This window comes from Glutamicibacter sp. 363, from assembly GCF_052379505.1.
Lineage (GTDB): Bacteria > Actinomycetota > Actinomycetes > Actinomycetales > Micrococcaceae > Glutamicibacter.
Map to the genome: position 1 here is coordinate 1 of NZ_JBQSYR010000036.1, position 23,008 is coordinate 23,008.

General features: G+C 54.2%; 22 protein-coding genes and 1 pseudogene. 4 read left to right on the forward strand and 19 right to left on the reverse strand.

Annotation, left to right across the window (positions count from 1 at the left end; genetic code table 11):
- On the forward strand, positions 1-880 hold an 880-nt coding region (locus ACT3UA_RS16885; RefSeq protein ID WP_444617517.1), incomplete at its 5' end, for a hypothetical protein.
- Between the two features lie 876 nt (positions 881-1,756).
- On the opposite strand, the gene ACT3UA_RS16890 is transcribed toward ACT3UA_RS16885, so the two are convergent.
- The 18 genes from ACT3UA_RS16890 to ACT3UA_RS16975 all read right to left on the reverse strand — a co-directional run bounded on the left by ACT3UA_RS16890 (position 1,757) and on the right by ACT3UA_RS16975 (position 19,570).
- Positions 1,757-2,353, reverse strand: coding sequence for a hypothetical protein (locus tag ACT3UA_RS16890; protein WP_141393607.1), 597 nt, complete (start codon positions 2,351-2,353; stop codon positions 1,757-1,759).
- Between the two features lie 448 nt (positions 2,354-2,801).
- A complete protein-coding gene (locus ACT3UA_RS16895) occupies positions 2,802-3,692 on the reverse strand; it encodes an SCO6745 family protein (RefSeq protein WP_443446679.1) in 891 nt (296 codons plus the stop codon).
- An 84-nt stretch (positions 3,693-3,776) separates the two neighbouring features.
- Positions 3,777-4,637 (reverse strand): alpha/beta hydrolase, encoded by an 861-nt coding sequence (locus ACT3UA_RS16900; protein ID WP_096288735.1) that lies wholly within the window; start codon positions 4,635-4,637, stop codon positions 3,777-3,779.
- Between the two features lie 39 nt (positions 4,638-4,676).
- Complete coding sequence (locus tag ACT3UA_RS16905) at positions 4,677-5,357, reverse strand: 4'-phosphopantetheinyl transferase family protein (RefSeq protein ID WP_444617520.1); 681 nt, start codon at positions 5,355-5,357, stop codon at positions 4,677-4,679.
- Entirely contained in the window at positions 5,354-6,811 is a 1,458-nt protein-coding gene (locus tag ACT3UA_RS16910; protein WP_096288733.1) for an MFS transporter, read from the reverse strand. The genes ACT3UA_RS16905 and ACT3UA_RS16910 overlap by 4 nt, the downstream gene beginning before the upstream one ends.
- Before the next feature lie 21 nt (positions 6,812-6,832).
- Positions 6,833-7,594 carry an SDR family oxidoreductase gene (locus ACT3UA_RS16915; RefSeq protein WP_096288731.1) on the reverse strand — a complete coding sequence of 254 codons (762 nt, stop codon included), beginning with the start codon at positions 7,592-7,594 and terminating at the stop codon, positions 6,833-6,835.
- A 19-nt stretch (positions 7,595-7,613) separates the two neighbouring features.
- Positions 7,614-9,110 carry an FAD-dependent monooxygenase gene (locus ACT3UA_RS16920; protein ID WP_444617523.1) on the reverse strand — a complete coding sequence of 499 codons (1,497 nt, stop codon included), beginning with the start codon at positions 9,108-9,110 and terminating at the stop codon, positions 7,614-7,616.
- A complete protein-coding gene (locus ACT3UA_RS16925; RefSeq protein WP_096288727.1) occupies positions 9,103-10,050 on the reverse strand; it encodes an aromatase/cyclase in 948 nt (315 codons plus the stop codon). Before ACT3UA_RS16925 ends, ACT3UA_RS16920 begins: the two co-directional genes overlap by 8 nt.
- A gap of 77 nt (positions 10,051-10,127) precedes the next feature.
- Complete coding sequence (gene fabG / locus ACT3UA_RS16930; RefSeq protein ID WP_096288725.1) at positions 10,128-10,913, reverse strand: 3-oxoacyl-ACP reductase FabG; 786 nt, start codon at positions 10,911-10,913, stop codon at positions 10,128-10,130.
- Positions 10,914-10,964: 51 nt separating this feature from the next.
- Complete coding sequence (locus ACT3UA_RS16935) at positions 10,965-11,228, reverse strand: acyl carrier protein (protein ID WP_096288723.1); 264 nt, start codon at positions 11,226-11,228, stop codon at positions 10,965-10,967.
- A 52-nt stretch (positions 11,229-11,280) separates the two neighbouring features.
- Positions 11,281-12,492: a ketosynthase chain-length factor gene (locus tag ACT3UA_RS16940; protein WP_096288721.1), complete on the reverse strand. Its 1,212-nt coding sequence runs from the start codon at positions 12,490-12,492 to the stop codon at positions 11,281-11,283.
- Positions 12,493-12,494: 2 nt separating this feature from the next.
- On the reverse strand, positions 12,495-13,760 hold the full coding sequence (locus ACT3UA_RS16945; protein ID WP_096288719.1) for a beta-ketoacyl-[acyl-carrier-protein] synthase family protein: 1,266 nt from the start codon (positions 13,758-13,760) through the stop codon (positions 12,495-12,497).
- A complete protein-coding gene (locus ACT3UA_RS16950; protein ID WP_096288717.1) occupies positions 13,757-14,083 on the reverse strand; it encodes a TcmI family type II polyketide cyclase in 327 nt (108 codons plus the stop codon). The genes ACT3UA_RS16945 and ACT3UA_RS16950 overlap by 4 nt, the downstream gene beginning before the upstream one ends.
- Positions 14,084-14,111: 28 nt before the next feature.
- Positions 14,112-15,581 (reverse strand): FAD-dependent monooxygenase, encoded by a 1,470-nt coding sequence (locus ACT3UA_RS16955; RefSeq protein ID WP_443446670.1) that lies wholly within the window; start codon positions 15,579-15,581, stop codon positions 14,112-14,114.
- 528 nt (positions 15,582-16,109) lie between these two features.
- Positions 16,110-16,238, reverse strand: coding sequence for a hypothetical protein (locus tag ACT3UA_RS16960; protein ID WP_255248443.1), 129 nt, complete (start codon positions 16,236-16,238; stop codon positions 16,110-16,112).
- 1,060 nt (positions 16,239-17,298) lie between these two features.
- Positions 17,299-18,024, reverse strand: a complete 726-nt coding sequence (locus ACT3UA_RS16965) for an NADPH-dependent F420 reductase (RefSeq protein ID WP_096286561.1) — start codon at positions 18,022-18,024, stop codon at positions 17,299-17,301.
- Positions 18,021-18,626 (reverse strand): AAA family ATPase, encoded by a 606-nt coding sequence (locus ACT3UA_RS16970; RefSeq protein WP_096286559.1) that lies wholly within the window; start codon positions 18,624-18,626, stop codon positions 18,021-18,023. Before ACT3UA_RS16970 ends, ACT3UA_RS16965 begins: the two co-directional genes overlap by 4 nt.
- Entirely contained in the window at positions 18,623-19,570 is a 948-nt protein-coding gene (locus ACT3UA_RS16975) for an AvrD family protein (RefSeq protein WP_096286557.1), read from the reverse strand. The genes ACT3UA_RS16970 and ACT3UA_RS16975 overlap by 4 nt, the downstream gene beginning before the upstream one ends.
- 272 nt (positions 19,571-19,842) lie before the next feature.
- On the opposite strand from ACT3UA_RS16975, the gene ACT3UA_RS16980 reads away from it, so the two are divergent.
- Together ACT3UA_RS16980 and ACT3UA_RS16985 are read left to right on the forward strand one after the other, a co-directional pair.
- Positions 19,843-20,322: a MarR family winged helix-turn-helix transcriptional regulator gene (locus ACT3UA_RS16980; RefSeq protein WP_096286555.1), complete on the forward strand. Its 480-nt coding sequence runs from the start codon at positions 19,843-19,845 to the stop codon at positions 20,320-20,322.
- 423 nt (positions 20,323-20,745) lie between these two features.
- A pseudogene (locus ACT3UA_RS16985) lies at positions 20,746-21,015 on the forward strand (IS110 family transposase); the annotation flags it as partial.
- Between the two features lie 345 nt (positions 21,016-21,360).
- On the opposite strand, the gene ACT3UA_RS16990 reads toward ACT3UA_RS16985, so the two are convergent.
- A complete protein-coding gene (locus ACT3UA_RS16990; protein ID WP_096286553.1) occupies positions 21,361-21,732 on the reverse strand; it encodes a MerR family transcriptional regulator in 372 nt (123 codons plus the stop codon).
- Between the two features lie 56 nt (positions 21,733-21,788).
- Between ACT3UA_RS16990 and ACT3UA_RS16995 the strand changes: the two genes are divergently transcribed.
- Positions 21,789-23,006: an MFS transporter gene (locus ACT3UA_RS16995; RefSeq protein WP_096286551.1), complete on the forward strand. Its 1,218-nt coding sequence runs from the start codon at positions 21,789-21,791 to the stop codon at positions 23,004-23,006.
- Positions 23,007-23,008: the final 2 nt, after the last annotated feature.

Sequence of the window (23,008 nt, forward strand, 5' to 3'; positions counted from 1 at the left end):
GACGATGACCACCTGCAGCCCGGCCAGCTGCAGGCGCAAACGACGGCGTCGCGGTAGCGGAGTGGCGGTGGGTCTCATGGCCTGCCTTCCGGCGTTAAGTGAAGACGCCGGGCAGATCGAATTGAAGCATCCTGACGGCACCTGGCTCACCGTGGGCTTGCCGCAGAATGCGGACATCAGTAGCCCGAGCGATCAGTTAAGTCGCAGCGCAGGCGCAGCAGTCATCACCGAACCCATGCAGTCCTCCACCAGCACACAAGGCCCTGACGCCAACGCCTCACTATCAGCTCGCGCAGTCGTTGCCGTCCCTGACGCCAACGCCGACCGATCCTACAACTTCGACCTGGGCTACTCCGACGGAATCGTCCCACAGCTAGACAAAGACGGCAGCGTGCAGTTTGTCCTGGACCCCCAACTAGGAAACTCACGCCCCGGAGTAGAAGCTGAAGCAAGCTTCGGCGAAATCAAAACGCCTTGGGCCATCGACGCCAACGGCAAAAAAGTCCCCACCAAGTTCACCCTCAAAGGCAACACTCTCACCCAAACCATCAACCCCACCAAGGACACCACCTACCCAGTGATCCTTGACCCCGAAGCCGAATGGAAAGGCTTCTACGGACGCCTAACCTACAGCCGTGCCGAAACCAAAAACATGCGCGACGAAGGCGTCATCATCGCCGGCCTCCTCACCGGAAGCGCAGGCATCGCAGCAATGTTCGGCCCCGGCGCCCCCGTCGTCGGCGCAGCCCTCGCCGCAGCCTCGGCCGCAGCGGTAGGCATCATCTCCGCCACTGCCTCCAACGCCTCAGCCGACGGACGATGCCTCCAAATCGACATCCCGCCACTAGTCAATCCACGCATCGTCAACTGCCGCTCCTAACCCCCACCCCCAGCAGCTAAGGCCGGAAGCCCACCAGCTTCCGGCCTTAGCCACACCCACGAACACACGCACACACAAACAAGCACTCAACACCCACACGCCAATAAAGCATCACCCCACAGAGGTCCCACGACAGGGCGTGGGCGATACGGTGTTCGCGCCAAAGGAGGAGACATACCATCACGTGGCAGCACAACCCTGGCGTAGTTCCGGCTGCGAACCAGCCACGGTGTGTTTCGGCTTCTGAGAGTAGGCCATTAAAGCTCCTAAAGTAGGCCACTTCAGCCCGTTGTGCAGGCGCCTGCAGCACTGGAGCAGGTCTGGCTTTGCCGAGGCAATAAGATGCTCGCACCAGCATGCGACATACCGCGATCACGGAGCAAGACCAGTCTTCTGGGTTGCCAGACCTCCTCTTTGGTTGAAGGGTGCACGGGTTGGGTGATGCCCTGGCTGGATTACTTCTGGCTAGCGCGACCAAGTCCTAGCGACCAGGAATCCTGCTGCAGGTGAACCAGCGATGGTATGTCCCCCACCAACCAGGCGGAGAAACACCAACCAGAAGCCCCGTGATTCCGGGTCTGTACGCGGTGGCAAAGTGCCCCCTTTTATTGGTTGAAGCTACTTAGAAAGGCGCATGAGCACCGAAACATGAGCACCACGCGTAGCAAACGGGCTACTGCAGTTAAAACACTGAGGACGGACCCCACAAGGCCCGCCCCCAACACCAAGCAGAACAGCTCAACACTGTTCCCCTTTTTTACGGCACCATTTTACGGCACCATCCGAAATGGTCTAAACGTAGAGGTACCCAATGGACTTCGCTCGCGCATCACCGGAACGCAAGATGAATTGCACCCGCGACCCCTCACGCCTGATTCACTCCGTAGGCGTTATGGAGTAGTTCTGGCCAGGCTCTGCATCGTTGATAAACGGGCGCAGAAGATCTGAGTCGAAAACCTTGTTTCGGTCCTTGTGGCCTAGGTCCTCTCTAATTGCTTTGAGAAGGTCAGCTGTGATTTTGGGGAACTCGTTTTCCCGAAACGGTTCCTCGCTAACGCTCATAAGCCTGTATCGGAAATGATTCCAGGCGTTCAGGACAGGGCCCGATCCCCACACGATCACCTGCGGGCTAAAATCGAGCATCTTTTGGAAGTATTCGTCCCTTTTCTCTGTGTCACCCTTAGCTGTCAGCATGCCAGTCAGTGAGCGAACGAGACTTTCATACACGTCGGTACGGCGGGCCAGCTGGGCGCGCTCTTTTTCTAGCTTCCGGTTCCAGTACCCGGTCAACGATTGGGTAATAAAAATACCCAAGATGCCGACAAGAGAAACAAAGATTGCCGCTTTGGGAGCGTCTAATGTCTTGACCACGTCCACAAGCCCAAGAAGTAGCAGGACCACCGCCCCTAGAGCCAACAGAACAAACAACGCTGCTGCAATCACAGCCCAGACCGGCTGCTTCGAAGATTTCATCTCCCGCTCTTCCTCCTTTAACAAAATCATCTGGCAGCCAAGGCCCCGCTTAGTTCCAGGCAATCCGTGCCCGGAGTTCATCAATGATCCATACTGCCTGATCCAGCCCACAAAATAACCGGCCCCAGGAGCCGGCAAGGAGCGTTGACGCCCCTCCAACGCAGGGCGTTACATAAAAGTGTTGCAGCACATCTAAACCGCACGTGGGTTGTTGCACGCTGGTACCCTTAGAGCACCAACTGTAGAGAGCGATCTCTTCTATATCACCTCACCCGTAGGCCAGAAGCGGGCAAGGGCTGCAAACTTCCGGCGTATTTTCCACAGAAGATGGTCGAAGTATCCGAAAATAACTGCAGTTGATACTTTCGGATACGGTGCAAACTTTTCGATAGATCAGATGTTCTGCGCTTCTCCCGAAATTATCCAGCGACGAATGGGTGGATTCGAGTTATGGACTGGGCTGCTCCGAATTTTCGCTCGTTACAAACACGTTAAGTAGAGCAGTAGGGAAAAGTCCGTTCGAGACCATCGCTCTAACCATTGGCTGCATTAAATCCGATAGGGCCCGCGTATCGGTTATGCCTAGAGATTCGAATGGTTGCCGGCTCCCGGTATCGGTTTCACTTTCAATGGACCAATGCAATGCGAGACCTTTATCGGTGATCTGGCCGGCCCCGTTGAGCAGCCCTAGGCTAGCCAGCGACTGTGCAGCATCTGTCCAATCTTTGACCGACCATCCTCGCTTTTCTCTGACGACTTCCATCGGCATCCCCATCGGAGTACTCGAATGGAAGACCAACGATTGGATGCCTGATAAGCCGTGTTCCCTAAGCACATCAATGTGACCGTCGCCCCGGTATTCCCGCAGGAGCGTACATGCGTGCCATAGTGCCAGATAAGCCGGCTCCGGGTACTCTATATTTTTGAGGGCACCGAACATCGGGCGGCCTTCCGCTGCGCAGGCATCAGCGGCCTTCCTCGCGAGTGATGCAGCTAGGACCATGCTCTCACCACTAATGAGGTCAGCAGGAAGATATTCTGTGAGCGTCCTATCGATCGCCACGAATCGGGCCTCGATCGCGGCTGCCGGAGAAATCGCATCCCAGACTAGGGGCACACGCCGATTGAGCATTGCCGCCGAGAAACTGTACAACAATGACGAGGCGCCATTCCCACTCACAATCCCCGCTGGACTCAGTCGACCTGCCAGATAGACGTCCATGGGGTTCTCGCGGAGAGCACTAGGAAGTAACTCAGCGAGGTGCGGTGAAAAATATATGGACGAGTGGAAAGTATTTGCTAAGTCCGAGCACAATCTTTCGGGTGAAGGGGTGTACATTGTTTGATTACTTCTCCATGGTAGATAGGTTGTAGCCGGGCGAAAGCCCAAACCAGAAAGGCTGAAGTCGTCGTTAGGGTAGCGCTATTCTGCGCTGGTGGTCACTCTCTCGAAGAACGCCAGGACCACACGGTGGTAAGCGCTTGAGGTAATTCCCAGCCCAATGTTATGGCCGGCCCCATTGAGCGTCTCTATCGTCAAATTGTTCGATCGAAATAGCCGACGAAGCCTGTCGAGCGCCGCAGGATGGCGTTGCCACCAATTTTCGTGCTCGGCAAAGGTCATCCGGATGGGGCTGGTGACCCGAGCGGCCAGAGACGGGAGTAGCTGATGCCAGACCTGAACAGCGCTCTTCTCATTTTTCGGTGTCGTACGCAGGAATCTCTGAGCTGCACGAAGCATCGCCCCCGAGTATAGCGACGCCGGACCCCACCCGAATGGCCACAACCGCGGATCTGATCGAAATTCAATCGCTTGTTGGGTTGGTTCATATCCGAGACCAGAAATTTCAAGGGCAAGAGGCATGAGACCGTGCTTTGAAGCAGCCGATTCAAGAGCCACCATGCCACCAAAAGAATGCGCAAATATTAGGATCCCGGCACCAATGTCGAAACGGCTTGAATAGTCAGCGATGACCAGAGAGACCACCTCCGATTGTTCTCTCGCATTCAATCCGTCTGGGAAGTGTCGTTCCGATTCCCCGTATCCGGGACGATCAAGAGCTAGAACATTGAAGCCTCGGGACACTGCCATCTGCATGAATGATTGGCCACTTTCGGGTTCAGCGGCGAAGTAGTCGGAGGACATACCCGCACCGTGAAGAGCGAGTATTGTTGCTCGCGGCACCCCGGAGGAACCTCGAGCATGGATCCCGGACAGCACTGCTGATCCAATCGTGAAGGTAATCGGCGAAATTGTTCTCACTGTAACGCCCTTCTTGCCCATAAACGGGGCGGCAGTTTGTTGTACATTGCTAGTAGGAAGTCAGTATTTGAGCGACCGGGCAAATGTCACCGCGGCGCGGTAATTATCCCCGACGGCGAGATCATGAATGCTCCACGAATCAGGATCGTTAAGGAATCGATAACCTACGTAGTCTTGCGCTGCCGATCGGCACAACCCAGAACCAATCGCTTTCAAATACGATTCCTTTCGAGTCCAGAGTTGAGCAAACGCCGCCGATTGACTTTGCGGTGCCACCGCGTCAAGCTCCCGCCGCTCGTCCGGATGTAGCCGTTTCCGAGCCTCCCGAAAGCGATCAAGAGGTTGCATCTTTTGGATGTCCACGCCAATGGCAGACTCTGAGAAGGCGATTAGAGCCCCATTCTCACTGTGTGAAAGTGAAAAATGAGGTTCCCCAGGTTTGGAAAATTCCGGGCGTCCATGCCGACCGTTGCAATTGCTGCACTGCGAACGATAGATAGTGAACGAGGCTGGATCAACCGCCATTATTTGAGCAGCCACTTGTCGGAGCGCGATCCGGGTGCCGATGAAATTCTTACGCGCCTGACTCGAACAGTAGGAGCCGACCCGGTCAAGATCTGTTTTATCGAAGAGTGAGTTTGCCGCGTCCAGAAGAACGGCTTCGTCGTCTTCAATCGTAACCTCCCACACTTGGAGCCCGGGCTGCTCCCATAGAATACGCCGCGAAATCTGATCCATCATATTTTCGATGCCATTAGTCTTTGACTTGACACTGCACCCGCGATGGATGCTCCCATCGAGAGAATTCCGATTGCAACGGCACCGAGGAGCCCTGTGCCCCATGCGAGTTGGTCACCGATGCCGTCAGCCATCTCTCCGACAGGAGCATGAAGCAGGGCCACCACAATGGCAGAACAAATTGTGGCAGAGGTTTGGACCCCAGTTTGATAAAGGCCGTTGGCCGTGGCCCAATCAGAGGCTCCTACCGTGGACACTGCCTGAGCGTGGAAGGCCGCAAAGGCACACATAAATCCCAGCCCGATCAAACAAAAGCTAGGAAACATCGTGATCCAATAGTTGTCTGATAATCCGAGAACGAGCAAGTACAGGTACCCAGCCACCGCAAGCCCAGTTCCTATCATAATGAGACGAATATTCCCCAGCCACTTTTGAAGACTATTGGAAACAAGGGTGATCGCCACCATAGGCGCGGTAACCGGCAAAATTCGAAGCGCGGTTTCAATAAGACCTAAGCCGAGGCCGGACTGAAAATATAAACCAAGAACAATGAGGAACCCTAAGAATGCCCCGTTGAAAGTAAATGCACATAGTGCTGTCCAGATGAACTGATGATTCCCTAAAATTCTGGACGAGTTTCTCGCGTGTTTAGACAACCGAATCAGAAGGAGGATACAGGTGGCCGTCAGAGCAAAAACTAAGCAGAGAGTGCTTGACTGTCGTCCCACGCTTACTGGATTTACCAAGGTCAACACCATCAAGACCAGCCCGAGTGCGAAAATAACCGAAGTAACCGCTATCCCCCTCAGCCTTGATTCCGGACGTAGCTCGGACGTACGACTAGGGATCACGAATAACCCGATGCCCAAGAGCACGACGACCACTGGAGCGGGTACAAGAAATGCCAAACGCCAGGATATGTTTCCTAAAATTCCTATGGACAACAACCCTGCGGTGAAACCGCATCCGGCAACTAAGGAATATATGAGCGTTGCTTTATATCGATCGTTTTTCCGCTTGAAAGTTTCGGCAATTATTGACATTCCGGTCGGCGCAGTAAAGGCCGCACAGGCACCTTTTAGCATTCTCGTTGCAATGAGAACCTCCGGAGTCTGCGCGGCTGCACCAACGACCGTTGCAACTGCAAAAATTAGCAGGAATGTCGAGTAGACCGGCTTGGAGCCGTATTTAGCGACCGCACGGGTTCCCAGTAGGAGGAAACTGGCGAACCCTAGGGCGAACCCGGTCACGACCCATTGCGCGGTCGACAGCGGAGTCTGAAACGAATCACTAATGGCTGGTAACGACAGAATGCCGACCGATACTTCGAGAGAATCGATCAAAATGTTGCCCGAAAGAACCATCACCAACAAATGGGCACGAAACGTCCACTTTCCTGAGGGCAGGACTAATAGATCCTGGAGGACTTCTGTCCTCCCGTTGTTATTTTGTCGCATAGTCGACTTCCGCAATGTCCGCTAACCGAGCAGAGTGCCACCAGTTGCATCCACGAAAGCCCCTGTAACCCAACGAGCATCTGGTGAGACCATGAACGCCACAACGTCCGCAACATCCGCCGGCGTGCCGACTCGACCAAATGCGGAGAGGGTTGACATGAACGCGACGGCTTCCGGATTCTCGAAAACGGGACTTCCATTGTTGGTAATTCCGGGGGCCACGCTATTCACCGTGATACCTCGCGGTGCCAAATGTTTCGCAAGGTGCAACGTTAGCTGCTCCAAGGCTCCCTTTGACATCGCGTAGGCGATTTCGTCTGGATTCGCGAAACGCGTCAGTCCCGAGGTGATATTGACGATCCGGCCACCGTCCGAAATGTTGGACAGCGCCCTCTGAATAACGAAAAATGGCGCCTTACTATTGACTCGGAATAGATTGTCAAAGTCGTCCGGTCGCGTGTCCTCGACGTTCTTTCCTCCCATGACCCCGGCCGCGTTGACCACGATGTCGAGGGATACGGAGCCGATTCGTTCTCTGAGACCCTCGTCGACTTGTAAAAAGAGGCTGTGAATTGAGCCTGCTTCGTCAAAGTTTGCCTGAACTGGAAATGCCCGCCCCCCGGCCCGTTCTATGTCGGAAACCACAGCCGTTGCCGCGCTTCGATCAGAAGAATAGTGGACAGCTACCAATGCGCCATCCGCAGCTAGCCGTGAGGCAATTCCCTTACCGATTCCACGACTGGCACCTGTTACCAGTGCTGTTTTATTTGCGAGTTTTTCCATTTTTGCAACTCCATAATAATTAGTTGTGAGCTTTGGTTTGTGCTGGACCGAACCAGTCGGTTAGAGCTTCGGCAAGCCCTTCGTACGGCTGAGTCCCAGCCCATGCGATATATCCATCCGGCCGCAGTAAGATTGCGCCGGCCTCAGAGTGCCTGGCGCGGGCTCTGATCCGTGCCTTGACACGGATCACTTGCCCTTGCCAGGAATCAACTAACCCATTGATGTCGTTAGAATGAGAGCCTTCGGATACATCTACTATGAGGATTCCAGAACGAGTCTTCTGGATTGATTGAAGCGTCCCATCCGGAACAATTACCAGATCGTCCGGTGAGATTCTGCATCCAATCAAAGGATGTGAATCGGTGCCGACCGGGTACCGGTGGCCAAGCCCAGAAATCCGTTTGGCAAAGTGTGTCTGGACGTTCTCATATTCGAGTAGACCGCCAATAGATGCGCGGAGGTAGTCGAATGAAGCGTCCCCAAAAATAATTTTGTACTGTGCCATAGTATCGATCAGGGCTTCTTGGGCTGCTCCCCCGCGTTCGGTCGAATAGGTGTCGAGTATGCTGCCGAACGAGCGTCCTTTGACCACCTGCGCGAGCTTCCATCCGAGATTGAAGGCGTCCTGAATGCCAAGATTCAGGGGCTGACCTCCGATTGGTAGAAGTGGATGCGCTGCATCACCCGCCAATATCAGGCGGCCGTCTCTAAAGTTTTTTGCAACTCTGCAAGTTGCGTCAAGTCGTTCTTCTCGAACGATTGCGCCAGCACTGAGATCTTCTCCGGTGACGCGCTGCCAGGTGGCAACAAGCGAGCTGTCTGGCGCATCCTCAAAGGCTGCCGTCGAATATTCATGGGTCATTACCCGGGTCTCACCGCTCGCTTGACGAGATGCAACTGAGAGTCCTCGTGAAGTTCGTTGAAAGGAGCGATCGGGAATATCGATCCCTTCAACATCTGCCCGCAGGATCCTTGCGGTGCCCGAGTATCCGTGAAACTCGAAGGCACCGAATCCAGCAATGTCACTTGTGGCACCATCACACCCGACCAAGAAGCGCGTTTTTATCGTAGAAACACCTTGTGATCCATCCAAGGTGGTCACCACACTCTTCGCGGACTGCGTCACTTCGATGACTTCGCTGCCAAAGGCGAATGTAGTCCCAAGTTCAAGGTTCCGCTGATACAGAGTTGCAGTAATCGCAGCCTGAGGTAGATTCCATGAACCATCGAACTCGCTGCCAGATGTAAGGTCAACCGTTATGCCAGCGAAATGCCCGTGTTGTTTCCTTTTGAGCGCTTCCATTTTGTCAAGCACGCCCACAGTACTCAGGATTTCCATTGCTCTCGCAAACAATGTCGAAGCGCGAGAAGTCTCGCTTGGCTTGGGCAAGCTGTCGACAACCAAAACGCTAATCTTCTGTAAGGAGAGCTCTGCCGCCAAGAGCATCCCCGTGGGTCCGGCGCCGACAACGATGACGTCGAAGTCCACGGGCTGGTTATCAGCTATTTCAGTCACTCTCTGACTCCACGAAATCCTTGGCTAGTCTTAGTGTCGCCCTGCTATTGGCGCCCAGGGCGTTCCGCAAATAGTTTTTGGCATCTTCGACAGTCGCCTCGGAGCCGAGAAACTTTGTGATGTTTGCTTCTCGGACTCTCACGGTGTGCCGAGATGTCATCCGAACGCCCTCGTCGCTCGCGGAGAACATCCACGTCCCTGTATGCATCGTCAGCAGAGGGGGAAGATCTACTTGTTTGTAGTGGATGCTGTCATTCAAAGAAGCAACCCGAAACGACCGAGTCGTGTGTTCAGTACCGTCAGTTGCAGTTGTGGTCATTTCGATGCTCTGAAGACCGGGTTCCGGCTCGGAGAAGATCACCTTCTGGACATGAGGAAGACGGTCAGCCCATTTCTCCCCCTCGTTAATGAATTCGTATGCCTTCGCGAGCGAACCCGTCGCAAAATCCGAGTCTTCAAAACTGAAAGTGAGCGCGCCTATCGAAGAAATGTTCTCCATCGTGACTTTGAGTGACGCCAACTCAGATCGGGAATTCCGATCAACGGCTTCGTCGATCCACGCCAATGAATCCTCGTCGTCGTCTATCGCGCGATATTCGTGCAATAGCCGAACTAACGCCCGCCCCGAACCCAGCTCGTCGATCTTCCATGTACCAATCATTGCTGCTACCGGCGCGGTCGAGACTTGCTGCTCAAACGTGATCTCACGGTTCGCCCGGTTGATCGTCCTGTGGGATGTCCATGTCTTAAGTTGACCGTTTGCTGTCGCCCAAAGACGGATCACTTCATCGGTTTCCTTGCGCTCTAGGAACTCCGCGTGAACGGTCGGTTTGAATAAGGATGGCCAGTTCGCCACATCGCGGAGAGCCTCGAAGATGCGAGACGCGTCCGTTGCGATTTCAATCGAATGTTCAACTTTTTTCAACGTGGGAGTGGACATTTATGCTCCAGATTTTTTGTTTTGAGATTTTGGGTTGCGCTATTCGCCGTACGCTTATGAATTCCGACGATGACTGCCTAGTAGTTGCCGAGCCCACCGCAGACATTGATTGCTTGCGAGGTGATCGACGCCGCACTGTCAGTCGAGAGATACTCGACAAGAGACGCGACTTCCTCAGGTGTTGAGTAGCGGCCCAGTGGAATCTTTGAAGTGAACTTCGTCATAATTTCACCTTCCGTCAAGTTGTAAGCAGACGAATATCCTTCGCGCACACGCTTCGCCATCGGGGTTTCAACGTATCCAGGACAAACGGCGTTCACCGTAATCCCTGTCGATGCGAGTTCATTTCCGAGTGCTTTCGTGAACCCAATAACACCGTGCTTCGAAGCGGAGTAAGGTGCCCCGAGGACAACGCCTTGTTTGCCGGCTGTCGATGCGATGTTGATGATCCGACCGCGCTCTAGGTTGCGCATACCGCCAGATGTAAGCACGGCGCGCGTCATGCGGAAGACACTGTTCAGGTTAGTGTCCATCACGTCGTCCCAGAGTTCATCAGCGATGTCGGCGGTGACGCCACCCCCGCTCCGTCCTGCGTTGTTGACTAGGACGTCGATAGGACCAAACGTGTTCACTGCTTGGTCTACAAAATCGCGGATGGACTCATCTGATCTGACATCCAGAATGGATCCCTGAACATCGAGACCCTCCGAGCGGAAAGTTTGCACGGTTTCGGCGACAGCTTCCGCTGTACGTGCTCCTATGAATACTCGATGATTCTTTGACGCCAAGATAGCAGCGATTTGCTGACCGATACCGCTGGTCGCTCCTGTAACTACAGCCACCCTCTGTTTTGTGCTGGGCATGATTTCTCCTAATTATTTGAGTCGGTACGTGTGCGTTGGGGCATCGCTTCGCTAGTTATTCGGTCCCATTGCTGCGAGTGTCGCGTCCAGCAAGGATTGGGGTGTCAAAGCGTCAATCAGGATCGAATCAGGCAGCTTCACCCCATAGGTTCGTTCAATTTGGCCGATGGTTTCCAGCAGAGCCAGAGACTCGTAGCCGAGCGAATCGAAACTGAGATCGGAAATGTTTGTATTCGGGTCAATCCCCTCAGGTTCTCCCGCACTCTGGCTGAGGATATCTACGAGAGATTCAATGGTGATGGTGGTGGGAACCATGGTGGCTCGCCTTTCTATTGTTTGATAGTGCAGCAAAGGTCTGGATCAGCAGTTAAGGCGCGGACACAATCGTTACTGAGTTAAAACCGAAGGATCCCCTTGAAATGACCATTGCGTGCTTGATGGTCTTGTGTCGACTCTGACGCGTGACGAGGTCTAGCCCGTAGGAGTTCTTATGCCACACGTTGATCGTCGGTGGAATCAACGAGTCACGGATGGAAAGCAGCGCGCACGCTATGTCGAGCGAACCAGCGCCAGAGTTAAGTCGTCCGGTCATAGTCTTCGGAACGGTCACCGGAACTTTTCCGATTCCGAAGACATCATTGATCGCCTGAGCCTCAGCTTGGTCCCCGTTTAGAGTTCCGGATCCGTCTGCAAAGACAACACCGATGGATTCAGGCGCGAGGTCGGCTTCAGCCAAAGCGGAGGCCATGGCATACCGGAGCGCGTCTCCCGAGGGGTGAAGTGCCTTCTTGTCGAACGATGCGCCGTACCCGGAAATTGCACCGTACACTCTCGCTCCTCGTAGGGCCGCCTGGTCCGAGTCTTCTAGAATCAGGATCGCGCCGCCTTCGCCCGGCACATAGCCGGTTGCGTTTTCATCGAATGGTACGAAGGCCTCGTCTTCAGAATGGCTCTTTGAGAGATCCTCATTGGTGGTGAGAGCCACCCAACCCCATGGACAAATCGACCCGTCCATTCCACCGGTTACGACCAATTTGATGCCTTTATCGATCTGGCGTGCAGCCATTGCAAGAGCGTCTAAGCCACCCGCCTGATCACTGACGATGACGCTATTGGGTCCCATGATCCCGTGGCGAATAGAAATTTGCCCGCTGTTGACCGCGTAGAACCAAGCGAATGACTGGTAAGCGCTAACATGATTGCTGCCTTTGGACCATAGGTTCTTGAGCTCGCGTTCCCCGAACTCAAACCCACCCGAGGAAGCCGCCGTCACGACGCTCATCTCGAATGGCGGCACGTCTGAAAGTGAGATCTCGGCATCCTCGATCGCCATATCAGTGGCGACGAGAGCCATCTGGGTCGACCTGTCAGTTTGCGGGATTAGCCGTTTCGGCAAGTGATCGGAACCGTTGAACGAAGTGACTTCTCCGGCCAAACTGGAAGGATAAGGTGACGGGTCAAATTTGGTGATTCTCTTGATCGAGCCTCTCCCGGCGCAAGTAGCCTCCCAGAATTCCTCTACGCCAAAACCGTTAGGGGCGATTATTCCCAGTCCTGTGACTACCGGTGATAGCGACATGCCTACTTCTTTCCTGGTGTCGTGAGGACCATCGCGGATTGGAATCCGCCAAAGCCGCTACCAACTGTGAGTACTGTGTTGATCTCAACTTCTCGTGCGGTGTTTGGCACGTAGTCGAGGTCGCATTCAGGGTCTGGATCGTGCAGATTTGCTGTGGGCGGGACGATATTGTGCTTCATAGCTAGGACAGATGCCGCAATTTCAATGGATCCGATGGCCCCTAACGAGTGCCCAATCATAGACTTGATCGAGCTGACTGGCGTCTCATATGCGGTCGATCCTAGGGTTTTCTTTACCGCTGCCGTTTCATGCCGGTCGTTCTGTTTCGTGCCTGAACCGTGCGCGTTGACGTAATCAACGTCCCGTCCATCGACGCGTGCCATGTCTAGCGCTGCACTAATTGCAACAGCTAATTCGTTTCCGTCCGGGCGCAGTCCCGTCATGTGAAAGGCATTCGACCGGGAGCCGTAACCGCTAATCTCTGCATATACTTTTGCCCCGCGCGCGACTGCCCTATCCAAGGGCTCAAGTACGAAGATGGCAGACCCCTCCCCCAACACGAATCCGTTTCTACTGGCGTCGAAGGGGCGGGAAGCCTGTGCCGGGGAATCGTTGTAGGTGGACGTTGCCTTGATAGCGTCAAAGCAAGCTACCGTAATTGGGGAAATCGGCGCATCTGTTGCTCCAGCGATCATGACGTCGGCGCGCCCCTCGCGCAATATGTCCAATGCATGCCCCACAGAGTCGATTCCCGAAGTACAACCGTTAGAAACAACGGCGACTGGCCCTTGAGCCCCCACAATCCAAGCGACTTCAGCCGCAATGGAACTTGGAATCATGTGGTTGAACAGATTAGGAATCGCGTAACGGTGATTGAAAAAGTCCTGACTCCCGTCGTCGCTGACAACCCTAAATTCTTCATCAAGGCTCGTTGTTGCGCCGACTGCGGTACCGACTGTCACTCCCACCCTGTATGGGTCAAGGAGATTCATATCTAGTCCGCTGTCAGCGATCGATTCTCTGGCGGCGACAACTGCCAATTGGGCGGAACGGTCCATCCTACGCACCTCTTGGGCAGTGAGTCCCGAAGCATAGGGGTCAAAGTCAATTTCAGCTGCGATCCTTGATCGAAACTGCGAAGCATCAAATGCCGTGATATTCCGCGTTGAAGTCTTGCCCGCGCTAATCAAATCCCAGAATGCTGGTGCGTCGTTCGCGCCAGGTGCTATCACTCCAATACCCGTGATTGCGACTCTTGACGCGCTCATGCGGAGCCCTCCCAGTTGTAGAAGGGGGTTGCCATCGCGTCAGCGGGAGATTTCCAAGTGGCCGGATCGAAGGCCCCGATAAATGGCTTTAGATCGGAACTGATTTGAATGAACCGAGGGTCAGTCTTAGCGGTTTCAATCCGGGCGGACCCATCCTCCTCGAATTCCTGCAAGTGAAAGTACAACCCCTTGTAGTGGAACAGCTGGCGTCTTTTAGTCCCCATTTGTTCAGGCATGTCACTTTGGTCAAATTTCTCGAAGATCTTCGCTACTGCCCCTGAAGACTCCGGGGCCATCCTGGCAACGATGAGATTTGTTGGCAATTGCTGCTCCTTATTTTCGTATTTAGATCTAGCGTGGCTCGCCGAACCAGCGTCTCAACGCGCCGGATAAGTCCAGGTAGCTACCGGGAGCGACCCAAGCAATGTGTCCATCGGGCCGAACCAGCACGCCTGCGGCTCCCACGAGTTCAGATCTCTCAGAGAGCTCGTGGATGGGGCCAGTTATTGTGTCGACCCGGTCTGCCCATCCGATTGCACGTTTACGCAACTCGGAATTGTCTTGGAAATCAAGCAGCAGACCGCGCCCACCTGATAGCGCGTCAGCAGACGATATGATCTTCTTTTCGGCCTCAATGCTGATATTTTGTAAGCGACGACCTAAGAGAGGATGCGAACCTCCACCCATGTCATAGGCGATATCGATGCCACTGACCATTCCGGCCAGGAAAGTGCTGACAGATTCCTGCTCAGTTAGTTCCCTGATCAGCTCCCGCAAGGGTTGGATTTCCGGGCCGCTCAGAAATAAAAGTCCCTGAGCCTGTGTGTTGAGCATCAGGCGTTCACCAACCGGACGCCTCTCGGAGTTGTAACTCTCCAAAAGGGTCAGTGGTGCTTTACCGCTACAGACGGCTGCCAGTTTCCAGCCCAGGTTCATGGCGTCCTGCAGGCTTACGTTCATGCCTTGACCGCCCGCTGGAAGGTGAATGTGTGCGCTGTCTCCTGTCAGGAAGACCCTACCCTTGCTATACATGTCAACAAGGCGCGTGGCGTTCCCGAAGGCGCTAACCCAGATGGGTTTTCCGTGGGAAATATCGACACCAGTTAGCCGCTTCCAGGCCTGAGATACTTCTTGAAACTCAAGCGGAACTGTGCGCTTGGGCGGGGTTCCGCGACGTTCGCAAACGATCAGCCTCGTGACGTCGTTAGGCAGATGGCCGACCATGACCATTCCGCCGGGGAGTATCTCTCCAATCATCCTCGGTTCAAGATCGAGGCCCTGGACATCGGCGAGGAACATTTCCATCGTTGATTCTGTCCCTGGAAAAGGGAAAGATCCGAGTTTGCGAATAGTGCTTCTTCCCCCGTCCGCTCCAACGAGGTAACTGGCTTGAAGCTTGTATGCCCCCTGAGGGCCGGACACCGAGACTTCAACGTGGTTAGCGAATTCAGTGAAGCCCGTGACCTCGTGACCGCGTCGAATTTCGGACCCCAGTTCCAGCGCCCAATCTTCGAGAACGCGCTCGGTGTGGGACTGCGGAACACTTTTTGCAGCCATCTCGGCCCCGTCCAAGACGGAAAAGTCGATCGGTATTCCGCCAAAATGACCACGCTCACTGAGCGTTACCTCGCCAAAGCGTTTCAGTATGTCACGTTGTCGGAAAATTTCCATCGTGCGAGCCGTAAACCCCAAGCCTCGCGATTCCCCTGAGGGTTTACCTCTTTTCTCCAGCGTGATCGCGGTTGTTCCCGCGAGCCGGAGTTCCCCTGCCAGGAGGAGTCCCGCCGGGCCTGCGCCCACAATGATTACATCAGCGTCCAAGGGGTGCGCTCCTTTGCTATGTCTACGTTGTTTTCTCCGGAGCAAAGAAATGTCGACATGAGTCAAGTTATTCATCTGCTTACGACAGATACTGCCAGGTTCGGCAGATCAAAAATCATTCACTTAGACACAGCATATGAACTTTATTGAAAACGCGCAAGACGCAACTAAATATTGAGCCAAAAAACTTCTGTACCGTTCACTTCGGGCAGATTCAGGGCTGTTTCCGCAATACTTGACCGGGTAATTTACTTCAGCGCCCACGATGGATGGATTAGATTCAATAACAAACGTTCCTGAGATAGTTCATAATCATCAGAAATATTACCCATATGTATTCGCAAACTTCATTTGCAGTCTGCTTGAAGATCAGCTGGCCACCCTAGAGGTGAATAGGTGCGCCCTATCTAGAGCAGATCGGGAAAACCATCATCGTTACATCTGAAGCATATGGTTAGTCTTCCGGGGTGCACTTAGCGCTCAATTCCTGAGTCCATCCATGGGCCCTCCGGCACCGATGCGGGCAAACTAGCCATATACGATGGTCAAGAACTTGCGGTCCCCAAGCCGTTTTCCGTAATCGGTAACTAAAGTTACGTGACGGGCATCGGCAAGGGCGCCGATGCCGACGATGACATTGACTCGCTCGTTTGCCATGATGAATGCAGCTCCTCTGAAACCAGTAAAGCAACAGGACGGACTCGTGTCGTCTTGTTGCTCAGGCAGAACAGCGATGGGACATCTGGAGAAGGATCCTAATAAATTCAATCCGGCTGAGCAACGTGCTTGGCGCGGGCCATCAGCTTCGGACTAGCCCAAACAAAGACACCCCTGCAGAAGCCAGTTGTTTTACGGGTCGTGCCAGGCTGATTGCCCACAACCATCGTCGCAGTCTCTTTAGGGCTTCCATTGACACTGTTCACAGCCGAGCACCAAGGACGCACCCCTAGAGATAAATTAATTGCGACATCCACAGCTGAGTAAAATGGCCGCACACCAGGGAGAGGCCTACTGGTGGAACGTGAGTCACCGAGCGATGAGCGCCTCCAGTCCGCAAAAGCGCTGACCCCGCGCTGGTACGTTTCAAAGCGCTTCGCATGTATGCTCACTAGGCCCTGGCCGGCTCTACATAATGTCGATGGGTCCCAGCAACATGCGCGGGACGAGGACTTGGCGCTCGTGGTGTCCCGTTGCGGAGGCGGCCCGGCCAGCAACATGGATGGAGGAGATCGACAAGCGACTAACCGCTAGCAACGAATAGATCGCCAACAGGATCAAGGTTAGCGCGCTAACGCCATCCCCTGGGGCGAAGGGCTTCGGCGCCGTCGCGACCACCACATGCCGGACCGTGTGGCCCTAGTAGGAGAGTGAATACGGATAGCTCGGCATACGTCTTCCTCGTCGGGGAGATCCCGGTTCCGGCCTCGTCGGTGTCGGAGAAGGCCCACCTCTATCGACTCAGCTAGCGCGCAACAGGTTCCTGAACAAGGCGCTGCACATGGTTGCAATCTCGCGGATAGCCCAGCACGAGGAAGCCTTCAAACATGTTCAAGCGGGCGACCGAATGGCCAGGGAAAGCCCACAGAGCATCACGCGCTAGCTCGCCAGAAGGATATACCGTATCTTCAGCCCACAGGGCGTGACTCTAAACAACGCTTGACAGGCATAAAAGTTCGTCGCAATGACGCCGGTTATCCTGGTAGCACGTATGCACTACTTACTCTTTAGTCCCCAAAGGTGCATCGATGTTCCCGCGATGTGCGGCCGCATCAACGCGGTCCTGCATATCTCCAGGGAGCCACATATTAGGAAAAAGCGCGCCCCCAGGATCCAGAGGACCGGAACGATCAAGCGGGCCAATATCGACGGGGAAGTATCCACAATCTCTGACTAAATCCATAGTGAAATGAACAGACTTTTGATCGTCACCTGAGACGGCCATCGCCCACAGGCCTGGTTGTGTTTCAGCCCGGCTCACCAGCAATTCGTGCTGTACGTGACTGAAGGCACGCACAACGAACGAATCTGGCAAGAGGGACTGCAACCGTCGACCTTCTGTCCGTCCTACCACACCGGTTTGAATCCGCATCTCGCTATCAATGACAAATGAATTCATCGTATCGATCACGATCTTTCCACGCAGATTTTCCTCGTACTGCTCGACAACTACGTTCGATGCATCGTGCTGAATGGAAAGGATGATGACGTCGAATTGACTAGCATCTGCAAAACTGGCTAGGTCGGAGGGCCCCATGTCGGCGCCGGCGGGGGACCGTAGGTCCTGACGTGAACTGAAAACGGCTCGGTAGCCGGCGCGCGTGAGCAGTCTATGGATTCCTCGGCCGATAGGGCCAGACCCAATAATTCCGATAGAAGGACGTGCAAATGACTCCGCGACGTTCTCGGCGTTGCCATCTGGGATCGTTCTGGGACGAGGTGTCATGTTAGTTTCTCCAGACTAAGTTGTGCGCACGCTGAGTCCAAGCGTTGTTTCAGCGAACCAGATGCAACTATGTAAGGGATGGAAAGGTCGTTCATGGCCTGCAAGAGGAGGAAATTACAATGGCTACGGAATCCTTCGCTCACCGGGCGGTGCCCATCCTTAGGCAAGGGGAATTCGATCGGGAGGTGGATGAACACGTCATACGACTTCTTCGCATGCTCCTTGAAGACCATCCCCAGCTGGGCCATGGTTTCGGTGAAAAATTTGATCTCCTCGCGGCCAACGCCGCCCAGATCCTGTCCAGGGGTCATTCCATACTTCCCTCGACCTTCACCGTACGCCCATTCGTGAAGCGAAGAGCCATCAGAAATGAACTGGTCATTCAATCTTTGCTCATTCGTGATTCGCTCCGCAAACCTCCTCACTCCGAGCTGGATGAGCTCTGTGGGGGTGCAATCCTCGAGGCGTTTAGCGGATTTGAGCAATGGCAGTAACTCTCGCATACCCCGAGCTGAAGTTTGAGGAATCCCAACCCTCTGGGAGAGCGCCGCTGCGAACGTGGTCTTGCCAGCCCCATATGTTCCTGAAACTGCAATCCTCATGCATTCTCTCTCTCGGCTGAGATTTCATGGGCCAAGGAGAAATTGACTTCAATGTCGCCGATACGCCCTAAGAATTCAGAACAGCGCCACATTCGAAGTGACCGCTCTAAAAGTTTCGTCCGCGTCAACGTCACTTCGCAAGTCCCTTCGAATCTGTGCCCTCTTGCTTCGCCTGTTTGCCGAAAGGTGGCGGCACGTAGCCAAGTGTTGCCCGTCTCTGTGCGGCTCAACCCGTCTTGAGCATACATCGCAACCTGAGCTACCTGAGCGCAAAAAATACCGGCATCAATAAAGGTCAGACCAGATTCGCATCCGGTTCTTCCATCGACGCCTATTTGCCCAAGCTGAGCCATGGCTTGAAAACTCCCATTTACGCTCTCGACCTGACCTAGATGACGGAAAACTTCCTTATAACCGTCGGTGTAGTAAGGCAGGTCTGCTTGCTCAGCATATATTCCCCGAACCATTTGGCTCTGCGGTGGCCCTGACCCCAAAACTACGTCGATAGTGACTTGAAAGCTACCCAATCGGCAAGACACGGTCACAAGTCCGGCTGCTAGCGCGCTATCTAGGTCGATAATCCGTACGTTAGCTTCGAATTGAGAGAGATTATATTGGGGCGTGGGGCCAGGTGAAAGTCGACAACCGCTGGCCCATAGGTATGGCATGTCCGCGGTTGAAATCGCGAATGCATGGGTGACAAGCTTGAAGGCAAGCCGCATCCCTAATGCGATCGCATCGATGGAGGTGAGGTGAGCGGTCCTGGTGACCCCATTTTTAACTGACCAGCTGGATGGGTACCCAACGCTCACGAGTGCGGTAAGCGAATCGCGAGAATACGACTCTGTTTTGAGTGCATGGGTAACCGTTGAAAATCCCAAGCCGAAGTATCGTCCTGCCGACTCTCCAAGTTGTTCCTCTATGGAATCGCGTGTCGTATTCACAGGGTGTCCTTAGCGGGTCAGCACAATGATTCGTGGAGTTTCTAACAGATACGAGAAGCTACCAGTATCCTCCCAAGATGGATCATCCATAAATTACGATAACAGAAATTAGATTTATGACGAACCGACAGGCCTAGCGGTTACAGACCATGCAAAAATCCCCGAGTTCATGGCAAAAGATGGCATGATATCGCACTAGAGGCACTCAAAAGTGTATAATCGATGAACCGATGAACAGTTGTCAGAAATGACTTAGCGGTAGGATCTGGAACATGGATTTGCCTAGCTCCCTATTGAACGAAGAGGGAAAAGCTGAACTTATTTGTAGGGTGAAGATCCTACTAGCCGAAAACAACGCTGTTTTCGAAAGAATAAGTCGTGATGGTTTCGAGCAGGTTGGCCTTTCCCAACAAATGTGTTCCGCAGTGTGGGAGCTCCGACACCCGATGAAACTCTCAGACTTAGCATCATTCATCGGATGCAACAGGTCCACAATGACCGGTCTGGCAGATCGCCTTGAGTCACTCCAACTAATCCAGCGAAAGCAAAGTCCGAGCGACAGGCGATCGGTTATCGTTGAGCTTACCCAGATGGGGCTTCAGAAGAGGCAACAAATCAAAGACCACCTTTTGGGTGATTATCCGGTTGACAATATCACCGACTTTGATCTTGTCATGCTCGACACTGCGCTTAATTCACTCTCACCTGACCGGTTCATTAACACTGCAAAGCCGTCGCCAAATGCTAGCTAAAGTACGCTGCCAATAGATCTATACGAAACAAACAAACCCAGCATCACATATTTCTAAGCCCTCATGCGTCGTTCAAGGTCAGCTTCTAGTCCAAGAACATGAGCGAAAAATTCGCACTTCTGCCGCAAGGTCCAGACATTCCCTGTCATCGCATAGTGTCCAGCTCCCCCGCCTCCGTTACGTTGTTGACAGCCCCTAAAAGAGGATCATAGGGACTGTCGGCCGACCAATCTCGGCATGGTGTCCTGCCCCTGCTTGTCCAATAGTCCGGGGGTGTTGCCACCGAGATTGGGGTGGCAGCAGGGTAATTACTGATTAGGGGCGCGGCGCCAAAACAGGACGCCTGTCGTAACGTGGATGTAAGACTTTGCTACCGACGGTTGGTCGACCTTGAACACAAAGTAGTTCAAAGGAGCACTAGCCATGATCACCACGGATGTCGATATTTTCCTCGGCCTCGACGTAGGCAAAACAGACCACTGGGCCTGCGCCGTCACCCAAGACGGCACCAAAATCTGGAACAAGACCCTGCCCAATGACGAAGCCAAACTCACCGCAGTCTACGAAAATCTCAGCGCCAAAGGCACCGTCCTGGTCGTCGTGGACCAGCCAGCGACCATCAGAGCGCTGGCCGTCTCGGAAGTCATAGAAACCGGAGCCCACTCAGTTACAGCAGGGCATATTGGAATACCTAAAAACGCCGGACCCCATTCGACTGCACTTCAGAGCGCGAGACACCAGCAGCTCAAGGGTTCATGAAAAATCTGGGTCAGGACCGTCCGAACGGGGAGAACGGCACGTTTCTACCGGCAGTTATAGCCAACGCCGGGCCGGCTGGGTCGTCGAAGTGCGCCGCAGGTTTGCCTACATCCCACTTGGCACGGACGGAATCCGTTCACTATGTCTCACACGGATTTGTGCGTTTTAATTGGCCGTCAGTAGGCCGCCCTCGTGGCTATGCGAGGCAAAACAGGGGTTCCAGGGCCACTAGGCGACCAACCACAGTTTCTAACAGAACCCCATGAGGTAAGAACGGGGCTACGGTTGAGGAGGTGTGAAGACATCGCAAAGTTGCACGGGGCCGGTTAGCTCTGCCAGCGCCTGGTTGAGTTGATCAATCCGTTCCTGTCCGGCTGCTTGGAGCTTGGCACCTACGACGGACCAGTCCGACGACGAGGGCTCTGAAGGAAGGTCATTCAACAGCTCAGAAATTTCGCTGACGGACAGGCCCACCCGTTGCGCCACTCGAATTACTTTGATACGGCAAGCATCTTCCTCACTGAAGCGGCGTTGATTCCCGGAGGTTCGCTCACCGACGATCAAGCCGTGTTTGTCGTAAAAGCGCACGGCTGATGCGTTCACCTTGCTAGCTTGGGCCAGCGCCGAAACAGTCATTAATTTTGTCGTCATGTTCCTTGAAACCTCACAGTTGACTTCAACCTTTGTTTAAGTTCTAACATCAAATTATGACTGAACGCAACCAGCTCGAAACCGTTCCCACATACCAGAGGCCCCGTGTCGGGGGTTCCGTTGCACTTATCGCAGCGAGCATGCTCACTGTCATGGCGGGAGCAACGATCTCTCCTTCGCTGCCGAAGATGGCCGACCATTTCTCCGAAGTCGAGAATTCCGGCTTCCTGGTAAAACTCGTGGTCACCATCACTGCACTGTCGATAGCCCTCTCCGCCCCAGTTCTGGGCTGGCTCAACGACCGGTTTAGTCGGTCCCTCGTGCTCAAGGTCTCTGTCATACTCTATGCGGTCGCAGGATCTGCAGGTTTGTGGATCGATGATTTGTCGGCGCTCATGGTTTCCCGGGCGATTCTCGGTGTCGCAGTAGCTGGTGCTATGACCTCCTCAACCGCCTTGATCTCCGAATGGTTTGCTGGAGAGCGACGGGCCAGAATGTTCGGTTTTCAGGCCGCGGCCAGCGGGCTCGGCGGCGCGGTGTTCCTGTCCCTGGGCGGTGCACTTGCGAACATTAGCTGGAATGCATCATTCGCGGTCTACCTCCTGTCACTGCCAGTAGCAATCCTTGTCGCTTGGAAAGTCGTTGATCCTCCTTCTGTGGCGAAAGCTGACGCTGAGATTCAAATGACTCCGAGCCGTAATACCACTGGCCTCATTTCAGGAATCGTAGTCCTAGCATTTGCGATCCAGGTTGTCTTCTATGTCGTACCAACCCAGCTACCTTTCCTTCTCGGCCAGATGGGCAGTGATGCTTCTACCACGGGCCTCGTCATCGGTTGGATGGTACTTATACAGGCTCTGGCCAGCTTGAGCTACCGCTGGGTGTCCCGCTTGGGATTCCGTAACGTCGCGTTGCTCAGCACGGTACTAATGGCGGCCGGGATGACAACGGTTGCAACCTCCGCGGCCGTCACCCAAGTGTTGGTAGGACTGACGATCTCGGCCCTCGGCGTCGGTCTCGTCATGCCCAACCTCAATTCGTGGATCTCGGTGAACACCTCATCTGCGAATCGGGCGCGAGCAATCGGAGCGTTAATTTCCGCCATGTTCCTGGGGCAATTCGCCTCACCACTCATCGCGGAGCTGTTCACTCGGGAAGGGGACACCGCCCAAGCCTTTCTCGTCGCAGCGGTGATCTCAATGGTTTCGGCCATCGCCGTCCTAGCCTTCTCCGCTCTCAAAATTCGGCTTAACCCCTCACGAAAGAAGGCCTAAAA

What these genes read in the sequence shown, in the direction of transcription:
- ACT3UA_RS16980 (WP_096286555.1), top strand. Translation starts at nt 19,843, where the DNA reads ATGGATTTGCCTAGCTCCCTATTGAACGAAGAGGGAAAAGCTGAACTT.
- ACT3UA_RS16945 (WP_096288719.1), bottom strand. Translation starts at nt 13,760, where the DNA reads ATGAGCGCGTCAAGAGTCGCAATCACGGGTATTGGAGTGATAGCACCT.
- ACT3UA_RS16895 (WP_443446679.1), bottom strand. Translation starts at nt 3,692, where the DNA reads ATGTACACCCCTTCACCCGAAAGATTGTGCTCGGACTTAGCAAATACT.
- ACT3UA_RS16890 (WP_141393607.1), bottom strand. Translation starts at nt 2,353, where the DNA reads ATGAAATCTTCGAAGCAGCCGGTCTGGGCTGTGATTGCAGCAGCGTTG.
- ACT3UA_RS16995 (WP_096286551.1), top strand. Translation starts at nt 21,789, where the DNA reads ATGACTGAACGCAACCAGCTCGAAACCGTTCCCACATACCAGAGGCCC.
- ACT3UA_RS16935 (WP_096288723.1), bottom strand. Translation starts at nt 11,228, where the DNA reads ATGGTTCCCACCACCATCACCATTGAATCTCTCGTAGATATCCTCAGC.
- ACT3UA_RS16915 (WP_096288731.1), bottom strand. Translation starts at nt 7,594, where the DNA reads ATGGAAAAACTCGCAAATAAAACAGCACTGGTAACAGGTGCCAGTCGT.
- fabG (WP_096288725.1), bottom strand. Translation starts at nt 10,913, where the DNA reads ATGCCCAGCACAAAACAGAGGGTGGCTGTAGTTACAGGAGCGACCAGC.
- ACT3UA_RS16965 (WP_096286561.1), bottom strand. Translation starts at nt 18,024, where the DNA reads ATGACACCTCGTCCCAGAACGATCCCAGATGGCAACGCCGAGAACGTC.
- ACT3UA_RS16940 (WP_096288721.1), bottom strand. Translation starts at nt 12,492, where the DNA reads ATGTCGCTATCACCGGTAGTCACAGGACTGGGAATAATCGCCCCTAAC.
- ACT3UA_RS16990 (WP_096286553.1), bottom strand. Translation starts at nt 21,732, where the DNA reads ATGACGACAAAATTAATGACTGTTTCGGCGCTGGCCCAAGCTAGCAAG.
- ACT3UA_RS16960 (WP_255248443.1), bottom strand. Translation starts at nt 16,238, where the DNA reads ATGGCAAACGAGCGAGTCAATGTCATCGTCGGCATCGGCGCCCTTGCC.
- ACT3UA_RS16970 (WP_096286559.1), bottom strand. Translation starts at nt 18,626, where the DNA reads ATGAGGATTGCAGTTTCAGGAACATATGGGGCTGGCAAGACCACGTTC.
- ACT3UA_RS16925 (WP_096288727.1), bottom strand. Translation starts at nt 10,050, where the DNA reads ATGTCCACTCCCACGTTGAAAAAAGTTGAACATTCGATTGAAATCGCA.
- ACT3UA_RS16900 (WP_096288735.1), bottom strand. Translation starts at nt 4,637, where the DNA reads ATGGGCAAGAAGGGCGTTACAGTGAGAACAATTTCGCCGATTACCTTC.
- ACT3UA_RS16905 (WP_444617520.1), bottom strand. Translation starts at nt 5,357, where the DNA reads ATGATGGATCAGATTTCGCGGCGTATTCTATGGGAGCAGCCCGGGCTC.
- ACT3UA_RS16910 (WP_096288733.1), bottom strand. Translation starts at nt 6,811, where the DNA reads ATGCGACAAAATAACAACGGGAGGACAGAAGTCCTCCAGGATCTATTA.